The 17,339-nt window shown below is 62.9% G+C and carries 11 protein-coding genes, 1 tRNA gene and 2 pseudogenes; all 14 read left to right on the forward strand.

What is annotated here, in order from left to right:
• Positions 1-225 (forward strand): annotated as a pseudogene (gene tuf, locus AB4Y98_RS20180) (elongation factor Tu); the annotation flags it as partial.
• A 101-nt stretch (positions 226-326) separates the two neighbouring features.
• Positions 327-402: transfer RNA gene (locus AB4Y98_RS20185), tRNA-Trp, on the forward strand.
• 48 nt (positions 403-450) lie between these two features.
• Positions 451-864: a preprotein translocase subunit SecE gene (gene secE / locus AB4Y98_RS20190; protein ID WP_100463179.1), complete on the forward strand. Its 414-nt coding sequence runs from the start codon at positions 451-453 to the stop codon at positions 862-864.
• A 10-nt stretch (positions 865-874) separates the two neighbouring features.
• A complete protein-coding gene (nusG, locus tag AB4Y98_RS20195; protein WP_025879350.1) occupies positions 875-1,435 on the forward strand; it encodes a transcription termination/antitermination protein NusG in 561 nt (186 codons plus the stop codon).
• A gap of 196 nt (positions 1,436-1,631) precedes the next feature.
• Entirely contained in the window at positions 1,632-2,060 is a 429-nt protein-coding gene (rplK, locus tag AB4Y98_RS20200; protein WP_004145248.1) for a 50S ribosomal protein L11, read from the forward strand.
• A 4-nt stretch (positions 2,061-2,064) separates the two neighbouring features.
• Positions 2,065-2,763, forward strand: coding sequence for a 50S ribosomal protein L1 (gene rplA, locus AB4Y98_RS20205; protein ID WP_089238989.1), 699 nt, complete (start codon positions 2,065-2,067; stop codon positions 2,761-2,763).
• Positions 2,764-3,150: 387 nt separating this feature from the next.
• A complete protein-coding gene (gene rplJ, locus AB4Y98_RS20210; RefSeq protein WP_223494313.1) occupies positions 3,151-3,687 on the forward strand; it encodes a 50S ribosomal protein L10 in 537 nt (178 codons plus the stop codon).
• Positions 3,688-3,750: 63 nt separating this feature from the next.
• Positions 3,751-4,116, forward strand: a complete 366-nt coding sequence (gene rplL, locus AB4Y98_RS20215; protein WP_025879347.1) for a 50S ribosomal protein L7/L12 — start codon at positions 3,751-3,753, stop codon at positions 4,114-4,116.
• 325 nt (positions 4,117-4,441) lie between these two features.
• Positions 4,442-8,596, forward strand: coding sequence for a DNA-directed RNA polymerase subunit beta (gene rpoB / locus AB4Y98_RS20220; RefSeq protein ID WP_312785444.1), 4,155 nt, complete (start codon positions 4,442-4,444; stop codon positions 8,594-8,596).
• Between the two features lie 89 nt (positions 8,597-8,685).
• Entirely contained in the window at positions 8,686-12,927 is a 4,242-nt protein-coding gene (gene rpoC, locus AB4Y98_RS20225) for a DNA-directed RNA polymerase subunit beta' (protein ID WP_223494314.1), read from the forward strand.
• A gap of 394 nt (positions 12,928-13,321) precedes the next feature.
• Positions 13,322-13,696, forward strand: a complete 375-nt coding sequence (rpsL, locus tag AB4Y98_RS20230; protein WP_025879344.1) for a 30S ribosomal protein S12 — start codon at positions 13,322-13,324, stop codon at positions 13,694-13,696.
• A 12-nt stretch (positions 13,697-13,708) separates the two neighbouring features.
• Positions 13,709-14,176: a 30S ribosomal protein S7 gene (gene rpsG / locus AB4Y98_RS20235; protein ID WP_089238997.1), complete on the forward strand. Its 468-nt coding sequence runs from the start codon at positions 13,709-13,711 to the stop codon at positions 14,174-14,176.
• A gap of 138 nt (positions 14,177-14,314) precedes the next feature.
• Positions 14,315-16,456 carry an elongation factor G gene (gene fusA, locus AB4Y98_RS20240; protein ID WP_251472291.1) on the forward strand — a complete coding sequence of 714 codons (2,142 nt, stop codon included), beginning with the start codon at positions 14,315-14,317 and terminating at the stop codon, positions 16,454-16,456.
• A 51-nt stretch (positions 16,457-16,507) separates the two neighbouring features.
• Positions 16,508-17,339: pseudogene (locus tag AB4Y98_RS20245) on the forward strand (EF-Tu/IF-2/RF-3 family GTPase); the annotation flags it as partial.

The following is a 17,339-nucleotide window of genomic DNA, read 5'->3' on the forward strand; positions in this document are numbered from 1 at the left end:
ACCCCGTTCTTCAAGGGCTACCGTCCGCAGTTCTACTTCCGTACCACCGACATCACCGGTGCGGTCGAGCTGCCGGAAGGCGTCGAGATGGTGATGCCGGGCGACAACATCAAGATGGTTGTCACCCTGATCAACCCGGTCGCCATGGACGCCGGCCTGCGCTTCGCAATCCGCGAAGGTGGCCGTACCGTCGGTGCTGGCGTGGTTGCCACCATCCTCGAGTAAGCCTGCATGCCGGCGGTCGCATAGCGCTGCCGGTCTGGCGAGTGGCGGGCCGGGAACCTCGGTCCGCCTTCGCCGTCTAAGGGAAGGCAAGTTTTCAACGTACGCCAGTAGCTCAATTGGCAGAGCAGCGGTCTCCAAAACCGCAGGTTGGGGGTTCGAGTCCCTCCTGGCGTGCCATCTGCCCACCTTACCGAGCGGCCCTGCCGCTAAAGCAGACACAGCCTGATGAATAGCAAGATCGAACATTCCAAGGACACCTCCGCGCAAGGCGGGGATATCGTCAAGTACGTCCTCGCATCGTTGCTGGTGCTGGCAGGTCTGTTCGTCTGGTTCTGGTTCTCCGCCGATTCCGGTCGCGCCGCCCAGCTGGGCTCGTGGACGGGTCAGCTGCGTGCGTTGGCGGTCGTGGTCGGCCTGGTTGGCGGTATCGGCGTGTTCATGCTGACCGGCAAGGGGCGCGACACCCGCGAATTCCTCTCCGAGTCGCGTTTCGAACTGCGTAAAGTGGTTTGGCCGACCCGTCAGGAAGCCATCCGCATGACCTGGGTGGTGATTGTCGTCGTCCTGATCCTCAGCTTGCTGCTGGGCGGGTTCGACTTCTTCATCCAGAAACTGACTCAGTGGTTCCTGAGCCGCTAAGGAGAAATGCATGAAGCGTTGGTACGTCGTTCACGCCTATTCGGGCTTCGAGAAGTCGGTGGCGCAGGCTCTGCGCGATCGCATCGTCCGTGACGGCATGGAAGAGCGCTTCGGCGACGTCCTGGTTCCGACCGAGGAAGTGATCGAAATGCGCGCCGGCCAGAAGCGCCGTTCCGAGCGCAAGTTCTTCCCGGGTTACGTGCTGGTCCAGATCGAGACCCACGAAGAAGCTGGCATTCCGCGCATCGACAACGAAAGCTGGCATCTGGTCAAGGAAACCCCGCGCGTCATGGGCTTCATCGGCGGAACCGCTGATCGCCCGCTGCCGATCGCCGATTCCGAGGCCGAGGCGATTCTGAACCGTGTCCAGGAAGGCGTCGAGAAGCCGCGTCCGAAGGTGCTGTTCGAGCCGGGCCAGATGGTCCGCGTCACCGAGGGTCCGTTCAACGACTTCAACGGTGTCGTCGAAGAGGTCAACTACGAGAAGAGCCGTCTGCGCGTCTCGGTGCTGATCTTCGGTCGCGCCACTCCGGTCGAACTCGAGTTCGGTCAGGTCGAAAAGGCCGTCTGATCTGTATTCACATGCCGCTTCAGGCATGTGAAGAAAAAACCTGATATGCTGCGCGGCTCCCGTTGGGAAGCTGGCGGGACGAGGCCACCGAAAGGTGGCCTTCGGCATGATTTCAAAACGCGATGCCGGGACGCGTGATTCCCGGTCCGATGGGGAGCCTGTTGTCGCAAGGCGCTAGCACCCGGAGAGTACTCACATGGCAAAGAAAGTTGTCGGTTATATCAAGCTGCAGGTGAAGGCCGGTCAGGCCAACCCCTCGCCGCCGGTCGGTCCTGCGCTGGGTCAGCGCGGCCTGAACATCATGGAATTCTGCAAGGCCTTCAATGCCGCCACGCAGAAGCTCGAGCCGGGTCTGCCGGTTCCGGTGATCATCACGGCCTATTCGGACCGTACGTTCACCTTCATCACCAAGAGCACCCCGGCCACCACCCTGCTGAAGAAGGCCGCTGGCATCTCGTCGGGCTCCAAGCGCCCGAACACCGAGAAGGTCGGCAAGGTCACCCGTAAGCAGCTGGAAGAGATCGCCAAGGCGAAGGAACCGGATCTGACTGCCGCCGACCTGGACGCCGCCGTGCGTACCATCGCTGGCTCTGCCCGTTCCATGGGCCTCGTGGTGGAGGGTTAATCAGATGGCACAGAACAAGCGCGAAAAGGCCATCAAGGCCGCCGTTGTCCCGGGTAAGGCGTATGCCTTCGAGGACGCAATCAACATCCTGAAGACCGCCACCAAGGCCAAGTTCGTCGAGTCGATCGACGTTGCTGTGCGCCTGGGCGTCGACGCGAAGAAGTCCGACCAGCAGGTTCGTGGTTCCACCGTGCTGCCGGCTGGTACCGGCAAGTCGGTCCGCGTCGCTGTCTTCGCTCCGGCCGGTGCCAAGGCTGATGAAGCCCTGGCCGCTGGCGCCGAAGCCGTCGGTATGGACGACCTGGCCGAGAAGATGCAGGCCGGCGATCTGAACTACGACGTCGTGATCGCGACCCCGGACGCAATGCGCGTCGTCGGCAAGCTGGGTACCGTGCTGGGCCCGCGCGGCCTGATGCCGAACCCGAAGGTCGGCACCGTCTCCCCGAACCCGGGTGAGGCTGTGAAGAATGCCAAGTCGGGTCAGGTGCGTTACCGCACCGACAAGGCCGGCATCATCCACTGCACCATCGGCAAGGCCGACTTCGCCGAAGACGCGCTGAAGTCGAACCTGACCGCGCTGCTGCTGGACCTGATCAAGGCCAAGCCGGCTACCTCGAAGGGCCTGTACCTGCAGAAGGTGTCGGTCAGCTCGACGATGGGCCCGGGCGTCACCGTCGACCAGTCGTCGCTGTCGCTGAAGTAATTGTTTGAGACGGTCACGGGTCCCTCGGGCTCCGTGACCGTGACATTTGAAGGCATCGCCGGCAACCCATCGCCGGTGGTAGCCGTCAAAGACCGCAGGTGCGGTCGTGGCATGTCGGCGACGGGCACGGAAGCTCGAATTGGCAGGGAGTCGCCGCCGAAGCAGCCATGACCGCTTAATCGATTCCCCGGAATCACCCTGCGTAGATGGTGCCCTTCTGGAGTTTTTCTGGTTCACGCACGTCTGGGATTTCCCAGGTTGGCCCACTCCAGGTCTAGAACGGCCCACCCCCGGAACATCATTCCGATGTTCCCGGCGTCCAGGACGGATGCTGCACAGGACCGCACACGGCAGGAGCCGTAAGCGGAGTTCAATTGGAGGAGTGCAATGGCTCTCAATCTGTCCCAGAAGCAAGAAGTAGTCGCGGAGCTGGCAGAAATTGCTGGTAAGGCACACTCCTTGATCGCAGCCGAATACGCTGGCACCACGGTCGCTCAGATGACCGCGATGCGTAAGCAGGCGCGTGAAACCGGCGTTTTCTTGAAAGTTGTCAAGAACACCCTGGCGTCGCGTGCTGTTGAAGGCACCGAGTTCGCAGTCGCACAGGACCAGATGGTTGGTCCGCTGCTGTACGCGTTCTCGCTCGAGGAGCCCGGTGCTGCCGGTCGCCTGATCAAGGATGCCGCCAAGGGCAACGACAAGCTGAAGGCCAAGGTCGTCGCAATCGGTGGTGAAGTGTTCCCGGCAAGCCATGTCGACGTGTTGGCCTCGCTGCCGACCCGCGACCAGGCCCTGGCAATGCTGGCCCGCGTCCTGACCGAGCCGGTCACGATGTTCGCCCGCGCCATCAAGGCAATCGGCGACAAGCAGAATGGTGGCGACGTCGCCGCCGACGCTGCTGAACCGGCCGCCGAGACCGCCTGAGTTTCGACTAATCGTGGTTCCTGACGGAACCTCAATCCAGAAAAACATCCAAAGGTAATTATCATGTCCCTTACCAACGAACAGATCGTCGACGCCATCGCCGAGAAGTCCCTGATGGAAGTGATGGAGCTGGTCAAGGCCATCGAAGAGAAGTTCGGCGTCTCCGCCGCTGCTCCGGTCGCCGCTGCTGTGGCTGGCCCGGCTGCCGTCGTTGAAGAGCAGACCGAATTCGTCGTCACCCTGAAGACCGCTGGCGACAAGAAGGTCGAAGTCATCAAGGCCGTCCGCGCCATCACCGGCCTGGGCCTGAAGGAAGCGAAGGACCTGGCCGAAGCCGGCGGCGTCCTGAAGGACAACGCTTCGAAGGACGAAGCCGAGAAGATGAAGAAGGACCTGGAAGCTGCTGGCGCGACTGTCGAAGTCAAGTAAGCACTTCCTTTGCGTCGCCATCGAAATCCGGCGATGCAGCCAAGGCTGGGGGCGTAAGCCCCCGGCCTTTGGTCGTTGTTGTAGGGCCGACCAATCGTGGCGCGGTTCTACGGAAATACGGTGAAAAGCCCAACACGGGCTGCGGTCAAACCCTGGTCGGCCAGCGCTACGCGCGGCGGCGGGGGAGTGGATGCAGACGAGTTGGCAGTTGGAAGTAGCGGGAGAAGGCGTGCTGGTGCCGGCAATACCAGCGACTTCCAACTGACAATTTCAAGTTCCCTTCGGGTCGTGGGCGCACGACTCGCACAACAAGGTGGAAGACCTCATGACGTCCTATTCGTTCACCGAAAAAAAGCGTATCCGCAAGGATTTCGGCAAGCAGCGTTCGATTCTCGAAGTGCCGTTCCTGCTCGCCATCCAGGTGGATTCCTACCGTGAATTCCTGCAGGAAAACGTCGATCCGGCCAAGCGCACGGACCACGGCCTGCACGCTGCACTGAAGTCGGTCTTCCCGATCGCCAGCTACAGCGGCAATGCCGCCCTGGAATACGTCGGCTACAAGCTGGGCGATCCGGTCTTCGACGAGCGTGAGTGCCGTCAGCGTGGCATGAGCTACGGTGCGCCGCTGCGCGTGACCGTGCGCCTGGTGATCTACGACCGCGAGTCGTCGACCAAGGCCATCAAGTACGTGAAGGAGCAGGAGGTCTACCTCGGCGAAATCCCGCTGATGACCGACAACGGCACCTTCATCGTCAACGGCACCGAGCGCGTCATCGTCTCGCAGCTGCACCGCTCGCCGGGCGTGTTCTTCGATCACGACCGTGGCAAGACCCACAGCTCGGGCAAGCTGCTGTACAGCGCCCGCATCATTCCTTACCGCGGCTCCTGGCTGGACTTCGAGTTCGACCCGAAGGACGCGCTGTTCACCCGTATCGACCGTCGCCGCAAGCTGCCGGTGTCGATCCTGCTGCGTGCGCTGGGCTACAGCAACGAAGAGATGCTGGCCGAGTTCTTCGAGATCAACACCTTCCACATCAACCCGGATGAAGGCGTCCAGCTGGAGCTGGTGCCGGAGCGCCTGCGCGGCGAAACCCTGGGCTTCGACCTCGCCGACGGCGACAAGGTCATCGTGGAAGCCGGCAAGCGCATCACCGCGCGCCACATCAAGCAGCTGGAAGCCTCGGGCATCGCCGCCCTGGCCGTGCCGGACGACTACATCGTCGGCCGCATCCTGTCGCACGACGTGGTCGATGCCTCGACTGGCGAACTGCTGGCCCAGGCCAACGACGAAATCACCGACGAGCAGCTGCAGAACTTCCGCAAGGCCGGCGTCGATGCCGTGGGCACCCTGTGGGTGAACGACCTGGATCGTGGCCCGTACCTGTCCAACACCCTGCGCATCGATCCGACCAAGACCCAGCTGGAAGCCCTGGTCGAGATCTACCGCATGATGCGTCCGGGCGAGCCGCCGACCAAGGATGCCGCGCAGAACCTGTTCCACAACCTGTTCTTCACCTTCGAGCGCTACGACCTGTCGGCCGTCGGTCGCATGAAGTTCAACCGTCGCGTGGGCCGCAAGGAAACCACCGGCGAAGCGGTGCTGTACGACCGCAAGTACTACGGCGAGCGCAACGACGAAGAGTCCAAGCGCCTGGTTGCCGCCCACGGTGACAGCTCGGACATCCTGGACGTGATCAAGGTCCTGACCGAGATCCGCAACGGTCGCGGCGTGGTCGATGACATCGATCACCTGGGCAACCGTCGCGTGCGTTCGGTCGGTGAAATGGCCGAGAACGTGTTCCGCGTGGGCCTGGTCCGCGTCGAGCGCGCGGTCAAGGAACGCCTGTCGATGGCAGAGTCGGAAGGCCTGACCCCGCAGGAGCTGATCAACGCCAAGCCGGTGGCTGCGGCGATCAAGGAATTCTTCGGCTCCTCGCAGCTGTCGCAGTTCATGGATCAGAACAACCCGCTGTCGGAAGTCACGCACAAGCGCCGCGTCTCGGCCCTGGGCCCGGGCGGCCTGACTCGTGAGCGCGCCGGCTTCGAAGTGCGCGACGTGCACCCGACCCATTACGGCCGCGTCTGCACCATCGAAACCCCGGAAGGCCCGAACATCGGCCTGATCAACTCGCTGGCCGTGTACGCCCGCACCAACCAGTACGGTTTCCTCGAGACCCCGTACCGCAAGGTCGTGGACGGCAAGGTCTTCGACGAAGTCGAGTTCCTGTCGGCCATCGAAGAAAACGAGTACGTCATCGCCCAGGCAAACGCCCTGACCGATGCCAACAGCGTGCTGACCGAGCAGTTCGTCCCCTGCCGTTACCAGGGCGAATCGCTGCTGAAGCCGCCGGCGGAAGTCCACTTCATGGACGTCTCGCCGATGCAGACCGTGTCGATCGCGGCTGCGCTGGTTCCGTTCCTGGAGCACGATGACGCCAACCGCGCACTGATGGGCGCGAACATGCAGCGTCAGGCCGTGCCGACCCTGCGTGCGCAGAAGCCGCTGGTCGGTACCGGCATCGAGCGCGCCGTGGCGCGTGACTCGGGTGTGACCGTGAACGCCCGTCGTGGTGGCGAGATCGTGCAGATCGACGCCGCCCGCATCGTGGTCAAGGTCAACGAAGCCGAGATCACCGATGCGTCCGATGCCGGCGTCGACATCTACAACCTGATCAAGTACACCCGTTCCAACCAGAACACCTGCATCAACCAGCGTCCGCTGGTGGAAGTGGGCAACGTGGTGGCGCGTGGCGACGTGCTGGCCGATGGTCCGTCCACCGACATCGGTGAACTGGCCCTGGGCCAGAACATGCTGATCGCCTTCATGCCGTGGAACGGCTACAACTTCGAAGACTCCATCCTGCTCTCCGAGCGCGTGGTGGAAGAGGATCGCTACACCACGATCCACATCGAAGAGCTGACCTGCGTTGCGCGTGACACCAAGCTGGGGCCGGAGGAAATCTCGGCCGACATCCCGAACGTTTCCGAGCAGGCGCTGAACCGCCTGGACGAGAGCGGCGTGGTGTACATCGGTGCCGAAGTCCGCGCCGGCGACATCATGGTCGGCAAGGTCACCCCGAAGGGCGAAAGCCAGCTGACCCCGGAAGAGAAGCTGCTGCGCGCGATCTTCGGTGAGAAGGCTTCGGACGTGAAGGACAGCTCGCTGCGCGTGCCGCCGGGCATGGACGGCACCGTCATCGACGTGCAGGTCTTCACCCGCGACGGCATCGAGAAGGACAAGCGCGCCCGTCAGATCGAAGAGTCTGAAATCAAGCGCGTCAAGAAGGACTTCGACGACCAGTTCCGCATCCTGGAAGCAGCCATCTATGCCCGTCTGCGTTCGCAGATCGTCGGCAAGGTGGTCAACGGCGGCGCCGGCCTGAAGAAGGGCGACGTTGTCTCCGACGCCTACCTGGATGGCCTGAAGAAGGCCGACTGGTTCGTGCTGCGCATGAAGGACGAGGACGCTGCCGAAGCCATCGAACGCGCACAGAAGCAGATCCAGGCGCACGAGAAGGAATTCGAGCGTCGCTTCGCCGACAAGCGCGGCAAGATCACCGCGGGCGACGATCTGGCTCCGGGCGTGCTGAAGATGGTCAAGGTGTTCCTGGCCGTGAAGCGCCGCATCCAGCCGGGCGACAAGATGGCAGGCCGCCACGGCAACAAGGGTGTGGTCTCCAACGTGGTGCCGGTCGAGGACATGCCGTACATGGCCTCGGGCGAAACCGTGGACATCGTGCTGAACCCGCTGGGCGTGCCGTCGCGTATGAACATCGGGCAGATCCTGGAAGTGCACCTGGGCTGGGCCGCCAAGGGTCTGGGTCGCAAGATCCAGGCAATGCTGGAAGCCCAGGCCGCGGTCGCCGACCTGCGCAAGTTCCTGGACGACATCTACAACCACGATGACACCAACGTGGCCAACCGTGTCGACCTGTCGCAGTTCAGCGACGAGGAACTGCTGCGCCTGGCCCGCAACCTGTTCGACGGCGTGCCGATGGCAACGCCGGTGTTCGACGGTGCCACCGAAGCGGAAATCAAGCGCATGCTGGAACTGGCCGACCTGCCGAGCAGTGGCCAGACCCAGCTGTATGACGGCCGCACCGGTGAAGCCTTCGATCGCCACACCACCGTTGGCTACATGCACTACCTGAAGCTGAACCACCTGGTCGACGACAAGATGCACGCCCGTTCGACCGGTCCGTACTCGCTCGTCACCCAGCAGCCGCTGGGCGGCAAGGCGCAGTTCGGCGGCCAGCGCTTCGGTGAAATGGAAGTCTGGGCGCTGGAAGCCTACGGCGCGGCCTACACCCTGCAGGAAATGCTGACGGTGAAGTCCGATGACGTGCAGGGCCGCAACCAGATGTACAAGAACATCGTCGACGGTGAGCACGAGATGGTCGCGGGCATGCCGGAATCCTTCAACGTCCTGGTGAAGGAAATCCGCTCGCTGGCCATCAACATGGAACTGGAAGACAACTGATCCATGCCGGCGCGGCGGCCACCGCCGCCGCGCCGCTGGCAGTCAACTGAAAGCCCATCGACACAGCATTCCTCCTTCTGGAGAACACCATGAAAGACCTGCTCAACCTCTTCAACCAGCAGCGCCAGACGCTGGACTTCGACGCGATCAAGATCGCGCTGGCTTCGCCGGACCTGATCCGTTCGTGGTCCTTCGGCGAAGTGAAGAAGCCGGAAACCATCAACTACCGTACCTTCAAGCCGGAACGTGACGGCCTGTTCTGCGCCGCCATCTTCGGACCGGTCAAGGACTACGAGTGCCTGTGCGGCAAGTACAAGCGCATGAAGCACCGCGGCGTGGTCTGCGAGAAGTGCGGCACCGAAGTGACCCTGGCCAAGGTGCGTCGCGAGCGCATGGGCCACATCGACCTGGCCTCGCCGGTCGCGCACATCTGGTTCCTGAAGTCGCTGCCGTCGCGCATCGGCCTGATGCTGGACATGACCCTGCGCGATATCGAGCGCGTGCTGTACTTCGAAGCCTACGTGGTGACCGAGCCGGGCCTGACCGCCCTGGAGCGCCGCCAGCTGCTGACCGAAGAACAGTACCTGCAGGCCCGCCAGGAGCATGGCGACGACTTCGACGCCGCCATGGGCGCCGAGGCCGTGTACGAACTGCTGCGCACCATCGACCTGCAGTCGGAAATGACCCGCCTGCGCGAAGAGATCGCCAGCACCGGTTCGGAAACCAAGCTCAAGCGACTGACCAAGCGCATCAAGCTGATCGAAGCCTTCCTGGAATCGGGCAACCGTCCGGAGTGGATGGTCATGACCGTGCTGCCGGTGCTGCCGCCGGACCTGCGTCCGCTGGTTCCGCTGGATGGTGGCCGCTTCGCGACCTCCGATCTGAACGACCTGTACCGCCGCGTCATCAACCGCAACAACCGCCTGCGCCGCCTGCTCGAACTGAGCGCGCCGGACATCATCGTGCGCAATGAAAAGCGCATGCTGCAGGAATCGGTCGATGCGCTGCTGGACAACGGTCGTCGCGGCCGTGCCATCACCGGCACCAACAAGCGCCCGCTGAAGTCGCTGGCCGACATGATCAAGGGCAAGCAGGGTCGCTTCCGTCAGAACCTGCTCGGCAAGCGCGTGGACTACTCGGGCCGTTCGGTCATCGTGGTCGGTCCGTACCTGCGCCTGCACCAGTGCGGCCTGCCGAAGAAGATGGCGCTTGAGCTGTTCAAGCCGTTCGTCTTCGCCAAGCTGCAGCGTCGTGGCCTGGCCACCACCATCAAGGCCGCCAAGAAGCTGGTCGAGCGCGAAGAAGCCGAAGTCTGGGACATCCTGGAAGAGGTCATCCGCGAACATCCGGTGATGCTGAACCGTGCGCCGACCCTGCACCGTCTGGGCATCCAGGCGTTCGAGCCGGTGCTGATCGAAGGCAAGGCCATCCAGCTGCACCCGCTGGTCTGCACTGCGTTCAACGCCGACTTCGACGGTGACCAGATGGCCGTCCACGTGCCGCTCTCGCTGGAAGCCCAGCTGGAAGCGCGTGCGCTGATGATGTCCACCAACAACATCCTGTCGCCGGCCAACGGCGAGCCGATCATCGTGCCGTCGCAGGACGTCGTGCTGGGTCTGTACTACATGACCCGCTCGCTGGAAAACAAGAAGGGCGAGGGCATGGCCTTCGCCAACATCGCCGAAGTCAAGCGCGCCTACGACAACCGCGTGGTGGAACTGCATGCGCGCGTCAAGGTCCGCATCACCGAGGTGGTGACCGACGAGGAGGGCAACAAGCAGAGCAAGACCTCGATCGTGGATACCACCATCGGTCGCGCCCTGCTGGCTGAAATCCTGCCGGAAGGCCTGCCGTTCGCGCTGGCCAACACCGAGCTGACCAAGAAGAACATCAGCCGCCTGATCAACTCCAGCTACCGCCAGCTGGGTCTGAAGGACACGGTCGTGTTCGCCGACAAGCTGATGTACACCGGCTTCGCCTACGCGACCCGTGCCGGCGTCTCGATCGGCATCGACGACATGCTGATCCCGGACGAGAAGAAGGGCATCCTCACCGAGGCCGAAGCCGAAGTGCTGGAAATCCAGGAGCAGTACCAGTCGGGTCTGGTCACCGCCGGCGAGCGCTACAACAAGGTGGTCGACATCTGGTCGCGCACCAATGAGCGCATCGCCAAGGCGATGATGGACACCATCGGTACCGAGAAGGTCATCAATGCCAAGGGCGAGACCATCGACCAGAAGTCGATGAACTCCCTGTACATCATGGCCGACTCCGGTGCACGAGGCAGCCAGGCGCAGATCCGTCAGCTGGCCGGCATGCGTGGCCTGATGGCCCGTCCCGATGGCTCGATCATCGAGACGCCCATCAAGGCGAACTTCCGCGAAGGCCTGAACGTGCAGGAGTACTTCAACTCCACCCACGGTGCCCGTAAGGGTCTGGCCGATACCGCGCTGAAGACGGCGAACTCGGGTTACCTGACCCGTCGTCTGGTCGACGTGGCGCAGGACGTGGTGATCACCGAGGTGGACTGCGGTACCTCCGAAGGCCTGATCATGACCCCGATCGTTGAAGGCGGCGACGTGGTCGAGCCGTTGAAGGATCGCGTGCTGGGTCGCGTGGTTGCCGAGGACGTGTTCCTGCCGGGCAACGACGAAGATCCGATCGTCACCCGCAACACCCTGCTCGACGAAGCATGGGTCGCCAAGCTTGAAGAGGCCAGCGTGCAGACCATCAAGGTCCGCTCGACGATCTCCTGCGAATCGGCCTTCGGCGTCTGCGCTCGCTGCTACGGCCGCGATCTGGCCCGTGGCCACCTGGTCAACATCGGTGAAGCGGTCGGCGTCATCGCCGCGCAGTCCATCGGTGAGCCGGGTACCCAGCTGACCATGCGTACGTTCCACATCGGTGGTGCGGCATCGCGAGCTGCTGCGGTCGACAACATCACCGTCAAGACCACCGGCTCGGTCAAGTTCAGCAACCTCAAGTCGGTTGCCCATGCCAACGGCTCGCTGGTCGCGGTGTCGCGCTCGGGTGAAATGTCGGTGCTCGATGCGCACGGCCGTGAGCGTGAGCGTTACAAGCTGCCGTACGGTGCGACCATCACCTCCAAGGACGGTGATGCGGTCAAGGCTGGCCAGACCGTGGCCAACTGGGATCCGCATAACCATCCGATCGTTTCGGAAGTGGCCGGTTTCATCCGCTTCATCGACTTCGTCGACGGCATTACCGTCATCGAGAAGACCGATGAGCTGACCGGCCTGGCGTCGCGCGAAATCACCGACCCGAAGCGCCGCGGCGCCCAGGCGAAGGATCTGCGCCCGATCGTCCGCATCGTCGATGGCAAGGGCAACGACCTGTCGATTCCGGGCACCGACCTGCCGGCGCAGTACCTGCTGCCGCCGCGCTCGATCGTCAACCTGCAGGACGGCGCTGCCGTCGGCGTGGGTGACGTGGTTGCCAAGATCCCGCAGGAAGCGTCCAAGACCCGCGACATCACCGGTGGTCTGCCGCGCGTGGCCGATCTGTTCGAAGCGCGCAAGCCGAAGGATCCGGCGGTGCTGGCCGAGCGTTCGGGCATCATCAGCTTCGGCAAGGACACCAAGGGCAAGCAGCGCCTGATCATCAAGGACACCGATGGTTCGGAACACGAAGAGCTGATTCCGAAGTACCGTCAGGTCATCGTGTTCGAAGGTGAGCACGTGACCAAGGGCGAAACCATCGTCGACGGCGAGCCGAGCCCGCAGGACATCCTGCGTCTGCTGGGTGTCGAGCCGCTGGCCGCCTACCTGGTCAAGGAAATCCAGGACGTGTACCGCCTGCAGGGCGTGAAGATCAACGACAAGCACATCGAGGTGATCACCCGCCAGATGCTGCGCAAGGTCGAGATCACCGATCAGGGCAGCAGCAAGTTCCTGAACGGCGAACAGGTCGAGCGCCAGCGCGTCATCGAGGAAAATGCACGCCTGACCACCCGCAACGAGCTGATTGCTCGCTTCGATCCGGTCCTGCTGGGCATCACCAAGGCATCGCTGGCTACCGAATCGTTCATCTCGGCTGCTTCCTTCCAGGAAACCACCCGCGTGCTGACCGAGGCTGCCGTCCGCGGCACCAAGGACAACCTGCGCGGCCTGAAGGAAAACGTGATCGTCGGCCGTCTGATTCCGGCCGGTACCGGTCTGACCTACCACGCCAACCGCCGCCGCAATGCGAGCGGGCTGACGGACTCGGAAATGCAGACCCTGGCCGGCACCCCGGCAGCTGCAGCCGCCGTGGCCGTGGCAGCACCGGAAGTGGTGGTGGAGTCGACCGACGCCGAGCAGGCCGAGGATTGATCGGCCGGTCCGGCTCAGGCCGGACCTCGATCGGGCAGGGGGCGGCCATCGGCCGGTCCCTGCTTCATGGTCCGGCTCCGTGCCGGACACGTATCACGCAGGACCCGCTTCGGCGGGATCTGCACTCGAGGGCCCAGGCCGCTGGTCTGTTCGCCGTCGATGAGGTAGGATGCCGCCCCGGCCCAGCGATGGGTCGGGCGACAACCTGAACGGGGGGCATGGAGAAGGCTCCCCTGTAACGGCCCAGGATCAGGGCTGGCTTGGCGTGTGCGCATTTGACCGCGTTTTCGCCAGGTTGCTACAATCGTCTGTCTCAGCAGGCCGGTCTTTCGCCTGCTCGCACATATCCGCATTCATGGCCGGTTTTTTCGGCCTCTCTCAGAAGAACATACTGATGGCGACGATCAATCAGCTTGTCCGCAAGCCGCGGCAGGCAACCACTTATAAGAGCGCCTCGCCGGCTCTCGAAAAGTGCCCCCAGCGCCGTGGCGTCTGCACGCGCGTTTACACCACTACTCCGAAGAAGCCGAACTCGGCCCTTCGCAAGGTTGCCAAGGTTCGCCTGACCAACCAGGAAGAAGTGATTTCCTACATCGGCGGTGAAGGCCACAACCTGCAGGAGCACTCCGTGGTCCTGATCCGTGGCGGTCGCGTCAAGGATCTGCCGGGTGTGCGTTACCACACCGTTCGTGGTTCGCTCGACGCCTCCGGCGTTGCCAAGCGTCGCCAGGGCCGTTCCAAGTACGGCGCCAAGCGTCCGAAGAGCTAAGGGAAAGCACACATGTCTCGTAAAGGTAATACGCCGCAGCGCGCAGTCCTGCCGGATCCGAAGCACGGAAGCGAAACCATCGCCCGTTTCATCAACATGGTGATGCTGAGCGGCAAGAAGTCGGTCGCTGAAAAGATCGTCTATGGCGCCATGGACGTGATCGGTGAGAAGAACCCGAATTCCGTCGAGCTGGTTCAGAAGGCTCTGGAAAACGTGGCTCCGTCGGTCGAAGTCAAGTCCCGCCGTGTCGGTGGTGCCACCTATCAGGTGCCGGTCGAAGTGCGCGCCTCGCGCAAGATGGCCCTGGCCATGCGTTGGCTGATCGACTCCGCGCGCAAGCGTGGTGAGAACACCATGCCGAAGAAGCTGGCCGCTGAACTGATCGACGCTGCGGAAAACCGTGGCGGCGCCATCAAGAAGCGCGAAGAAACCCACCGCATGGCCGAAGCCAACAAGGCATTCGCCCACTACCGCTGGTGAGTTTGACGGCCTTGTAAAACAGGCAGGGCAGCACCATCTCGGTGCTGCCTCGCGGCCCCAGAAGGGCTGCGCCAATCCGAAGGCCGCCGAAAGGCGGCGTTCGGCCATCCGAAATCCAAGAAATCTGAGAGGCTCCCCGTGGCCCGTTCCACTCCCATCGAGCGTTACCGCAATTTCGGCATCATGGCTCACATCGATGCCGGCAAGACCACCACGTCCGAGCGCATCCTGTTCTACACCGGCAAGAGCCACAAGATCGGTGAAGTGCATGACGGCGCCGCCACCATGGACTGGATGGAGCAGGAGCAGGAGCGTGGCATCACGATCCAGTCCGCTGCGACCACCGCGTTCTGGAAGGGCATGGACAAGTCCCTGCCGGAGCACCGCTTCAACATCATCGACACCCCCGGGCACGTCGACTTCACCATCGAAGTGGAGCGCTCGCTGCGCGTGCTCGACGGTGCCGTCTTCGTGCTGTGTGCCGTCGGTGGCGTGCAGCCGCAGTCGGAAACCGTGTGGCGCCAGGCCAACCGTTACAAGGTGCCGCGCATCGCGTTCGTCAACAAGATGGACCGTACCGGTGCCAACTTCAGCAAGGTCGTTGGCCAGCTGAAGGCGAAGCTGGGTGCCAAGGCCGTTCCGATGCAGCTGCCGATCGGCGCTGAGGAAGGCTTCAAGGGCGTCGTCGATCTGCTGAAGATGAAGGCCATCCATTGGGATGAAGCTTCGCAGGGCATGAAGTTCGAGTACAGCGATGTGCCGGCCGACCTGCTGGCTGAAGCAACCGAAGCCCGTACCTTCATGATCGAAGCGGCTGCCGAAGCCAGCGAAGAGCTGATGGACAAGTACCTGGGCGGCGATGAGCTGACCGAAGCCGAGATCATCGAAGCCCTGCGCGTGCGCACCCTGGCGACCGACATCGTGCCGATGTACTGCGGCTCGGCGTTCAAGAACAAGGGCGTGCAGGCCATGCTGGACGGCGTGATCCAGCTGCTGCCGTCGCCGATCGACGTGCCGGACGTGACCGGTACCGACGTTGACGATGAAACCAAGGAAATGAGCCGCAAGTCTGACGACAAGGCTCCCTTCTCGGCCCTGGCCTTCAAGATCATCACCGATCCGTTCGTCGGCGCGCTGACCTTCTTCCGTGTCTACTCGGGCACGTTGAATGCAGGCGACCAGCTGCTGAACTCGGTGAAGGGCAAGAAGGAGCGCATCGGCCGTATCCTGCAGATGCACTCCAACAACCGCGAAGAAATCAAGGAAGTGCTGGCAGGCGACATCGCCGCTGCCGTGGGCCTGAAGGACACCACCACGGGTGACACCCTGTGCTCCATGGATCAGCCGATCATCCTCGAGCGCATGGTGTTCCCGGAGCCGGTCATCTCGATGGCCGTCGAGCCGAAGACCAAGTCCGACCAGGAAAAGATGGGTCTGGCACTGGGTCGTCTGGCGCAGGAAGATCCGTCGTTCCGCGTCAAGACCGACGAAGAATCCGGCCAGACCATCATCTCGGGCATGGGCGAGCTGCACCTGGACATCATCGTTGACCGCATGAAGCGCGAGTTCAACGTTGAAGCCAACGTCGGCAAGCCGCAGGTGGCTTACCGCGAAACGATCACCATGTCGGATGTGAAGTCGGACTACAAGCACGCCAAGCAGTCCGGTGGTAAGGGTCAGTACGGTCACGTCGTGATCGAGCTGTCGCCGATCACCGATGCCGATCGTGCAGATCCGAAGATCGCCGCTGGCATCAAGGACGACTTCCTGTTCATCAATGACATCACCGGTGGCGTGATTCCGAAGGAATTCATCCCGTCGATCGAAAAGGGCCTGCGCGAAACCATCACCAGCGGTCCGCTGGCTGGCTTCCCGGTCGTGGACGTCAAGGTGAAGCTGGTGTTCGGCTCGTACCACGACGTCGACTCCTCGGAAATGGCGTTCAAGCTCGCTTCCTCGATGGCCTTCAAGGAAGGCTTCCGCAAGGCCAAGCCGGTCCTGCTGGAGCCGATCATGAAGGTCGAGATCGTGACCCCGGAGGATTACCAGGGTGACGTGATGGGCGACGTCAGCCGTCGTCGTGGCGTTCTGCAGGGTTCTGATACCACCGGTGACGGTTCGGCCAGCATCATCAACGCGATGATCCCGCTGGGCGAAATGTTTGGCTACGCGACCTCGCTGCGTTCGCAGACCCAGGGCCGCGCCACCTTCACGATGGAATTTGACCACTACGAGCCGGCGCCGAACAACATCGCCGACGAAGTCATGAAGAAGGCCTGAGCGTAACGCTCAGGTCCTCCAAACCACTTACGAACTAAAAGGTAGAACGAAATGGCAAAGGGTAAGTTCGAGCGCACCAAGCCGCACGTCAACGTCGGCACCATCGGTCACGTCGATCACGGCAAGACCACGCTGACCGCCGCACTGACCAAGATCGGTGCCGAGCGCTTCGGTGGCGAGTTCAAGGATTACTCCGCGATCGACGCCGCGCCGGAAGAAAAGGCACGTGGCATCACGATCTCGACCGCGCACGTCGAATACGAATCGACACCCCGATCATCTCGGGTTCGGCCCGCCTGGCGCTGGAAGGCGACCAGAGCGACATCGGCGTGCCGGCCGTCATCAAGCTGGTCGAGGCGCTGGACACCTGGATCCCGACCCCGGAGCGTGACGTCGACAAGGCATTCCTGATGCCGGTCGAAGACGTGTTCTCGATCTCGGGCCGCGGCACCGTGGTGACCGGTCGTATCGAGCGCGGCGTGATCAAGGTCGGCGAAGAAATCGAAATCGTCGGCATCCGTCCGGTGCAGAAGACCACCGTGACCGGCGTGGAAATGTTCCGCAAGCTGCTGGACCAGGGYCAGGCAGGCGACAACGCCGGTCTGCTGCTGCGCGGCACCAAGCGTGACGACGTCGAGCGTGGCCAGGTTCTGGCCAAGCCGGGTTCGATCAAGCCGCACACCAAGTTCGACGCCGAAGTCTACGTCCTGTCGAAGGAYGAAGGYGGCCGTCACACCCCGTTCTTCAAGGGCTACCGTCCGCAGTTCTACTTCCGTACCACCGACATCACCGGTGCGGTCGAGCTGCCGGAAGGCGTCGAGATGGTGATGCCGGGCGACAACATCAAGATGGTTGTCACCCTGATCAACCCGGTCGCCATGGA

Source organism: Stenotrophomonas sp. 2YAF26 (assembly GCF_052114625.1).
Lineage (GTDB): Bacteria > Pseudomonadota > Gammaproteobacteria > Xanthomonadales > Xanthomonadaceae > Stenotrophomonas > Stenotrophomonas indicatrix.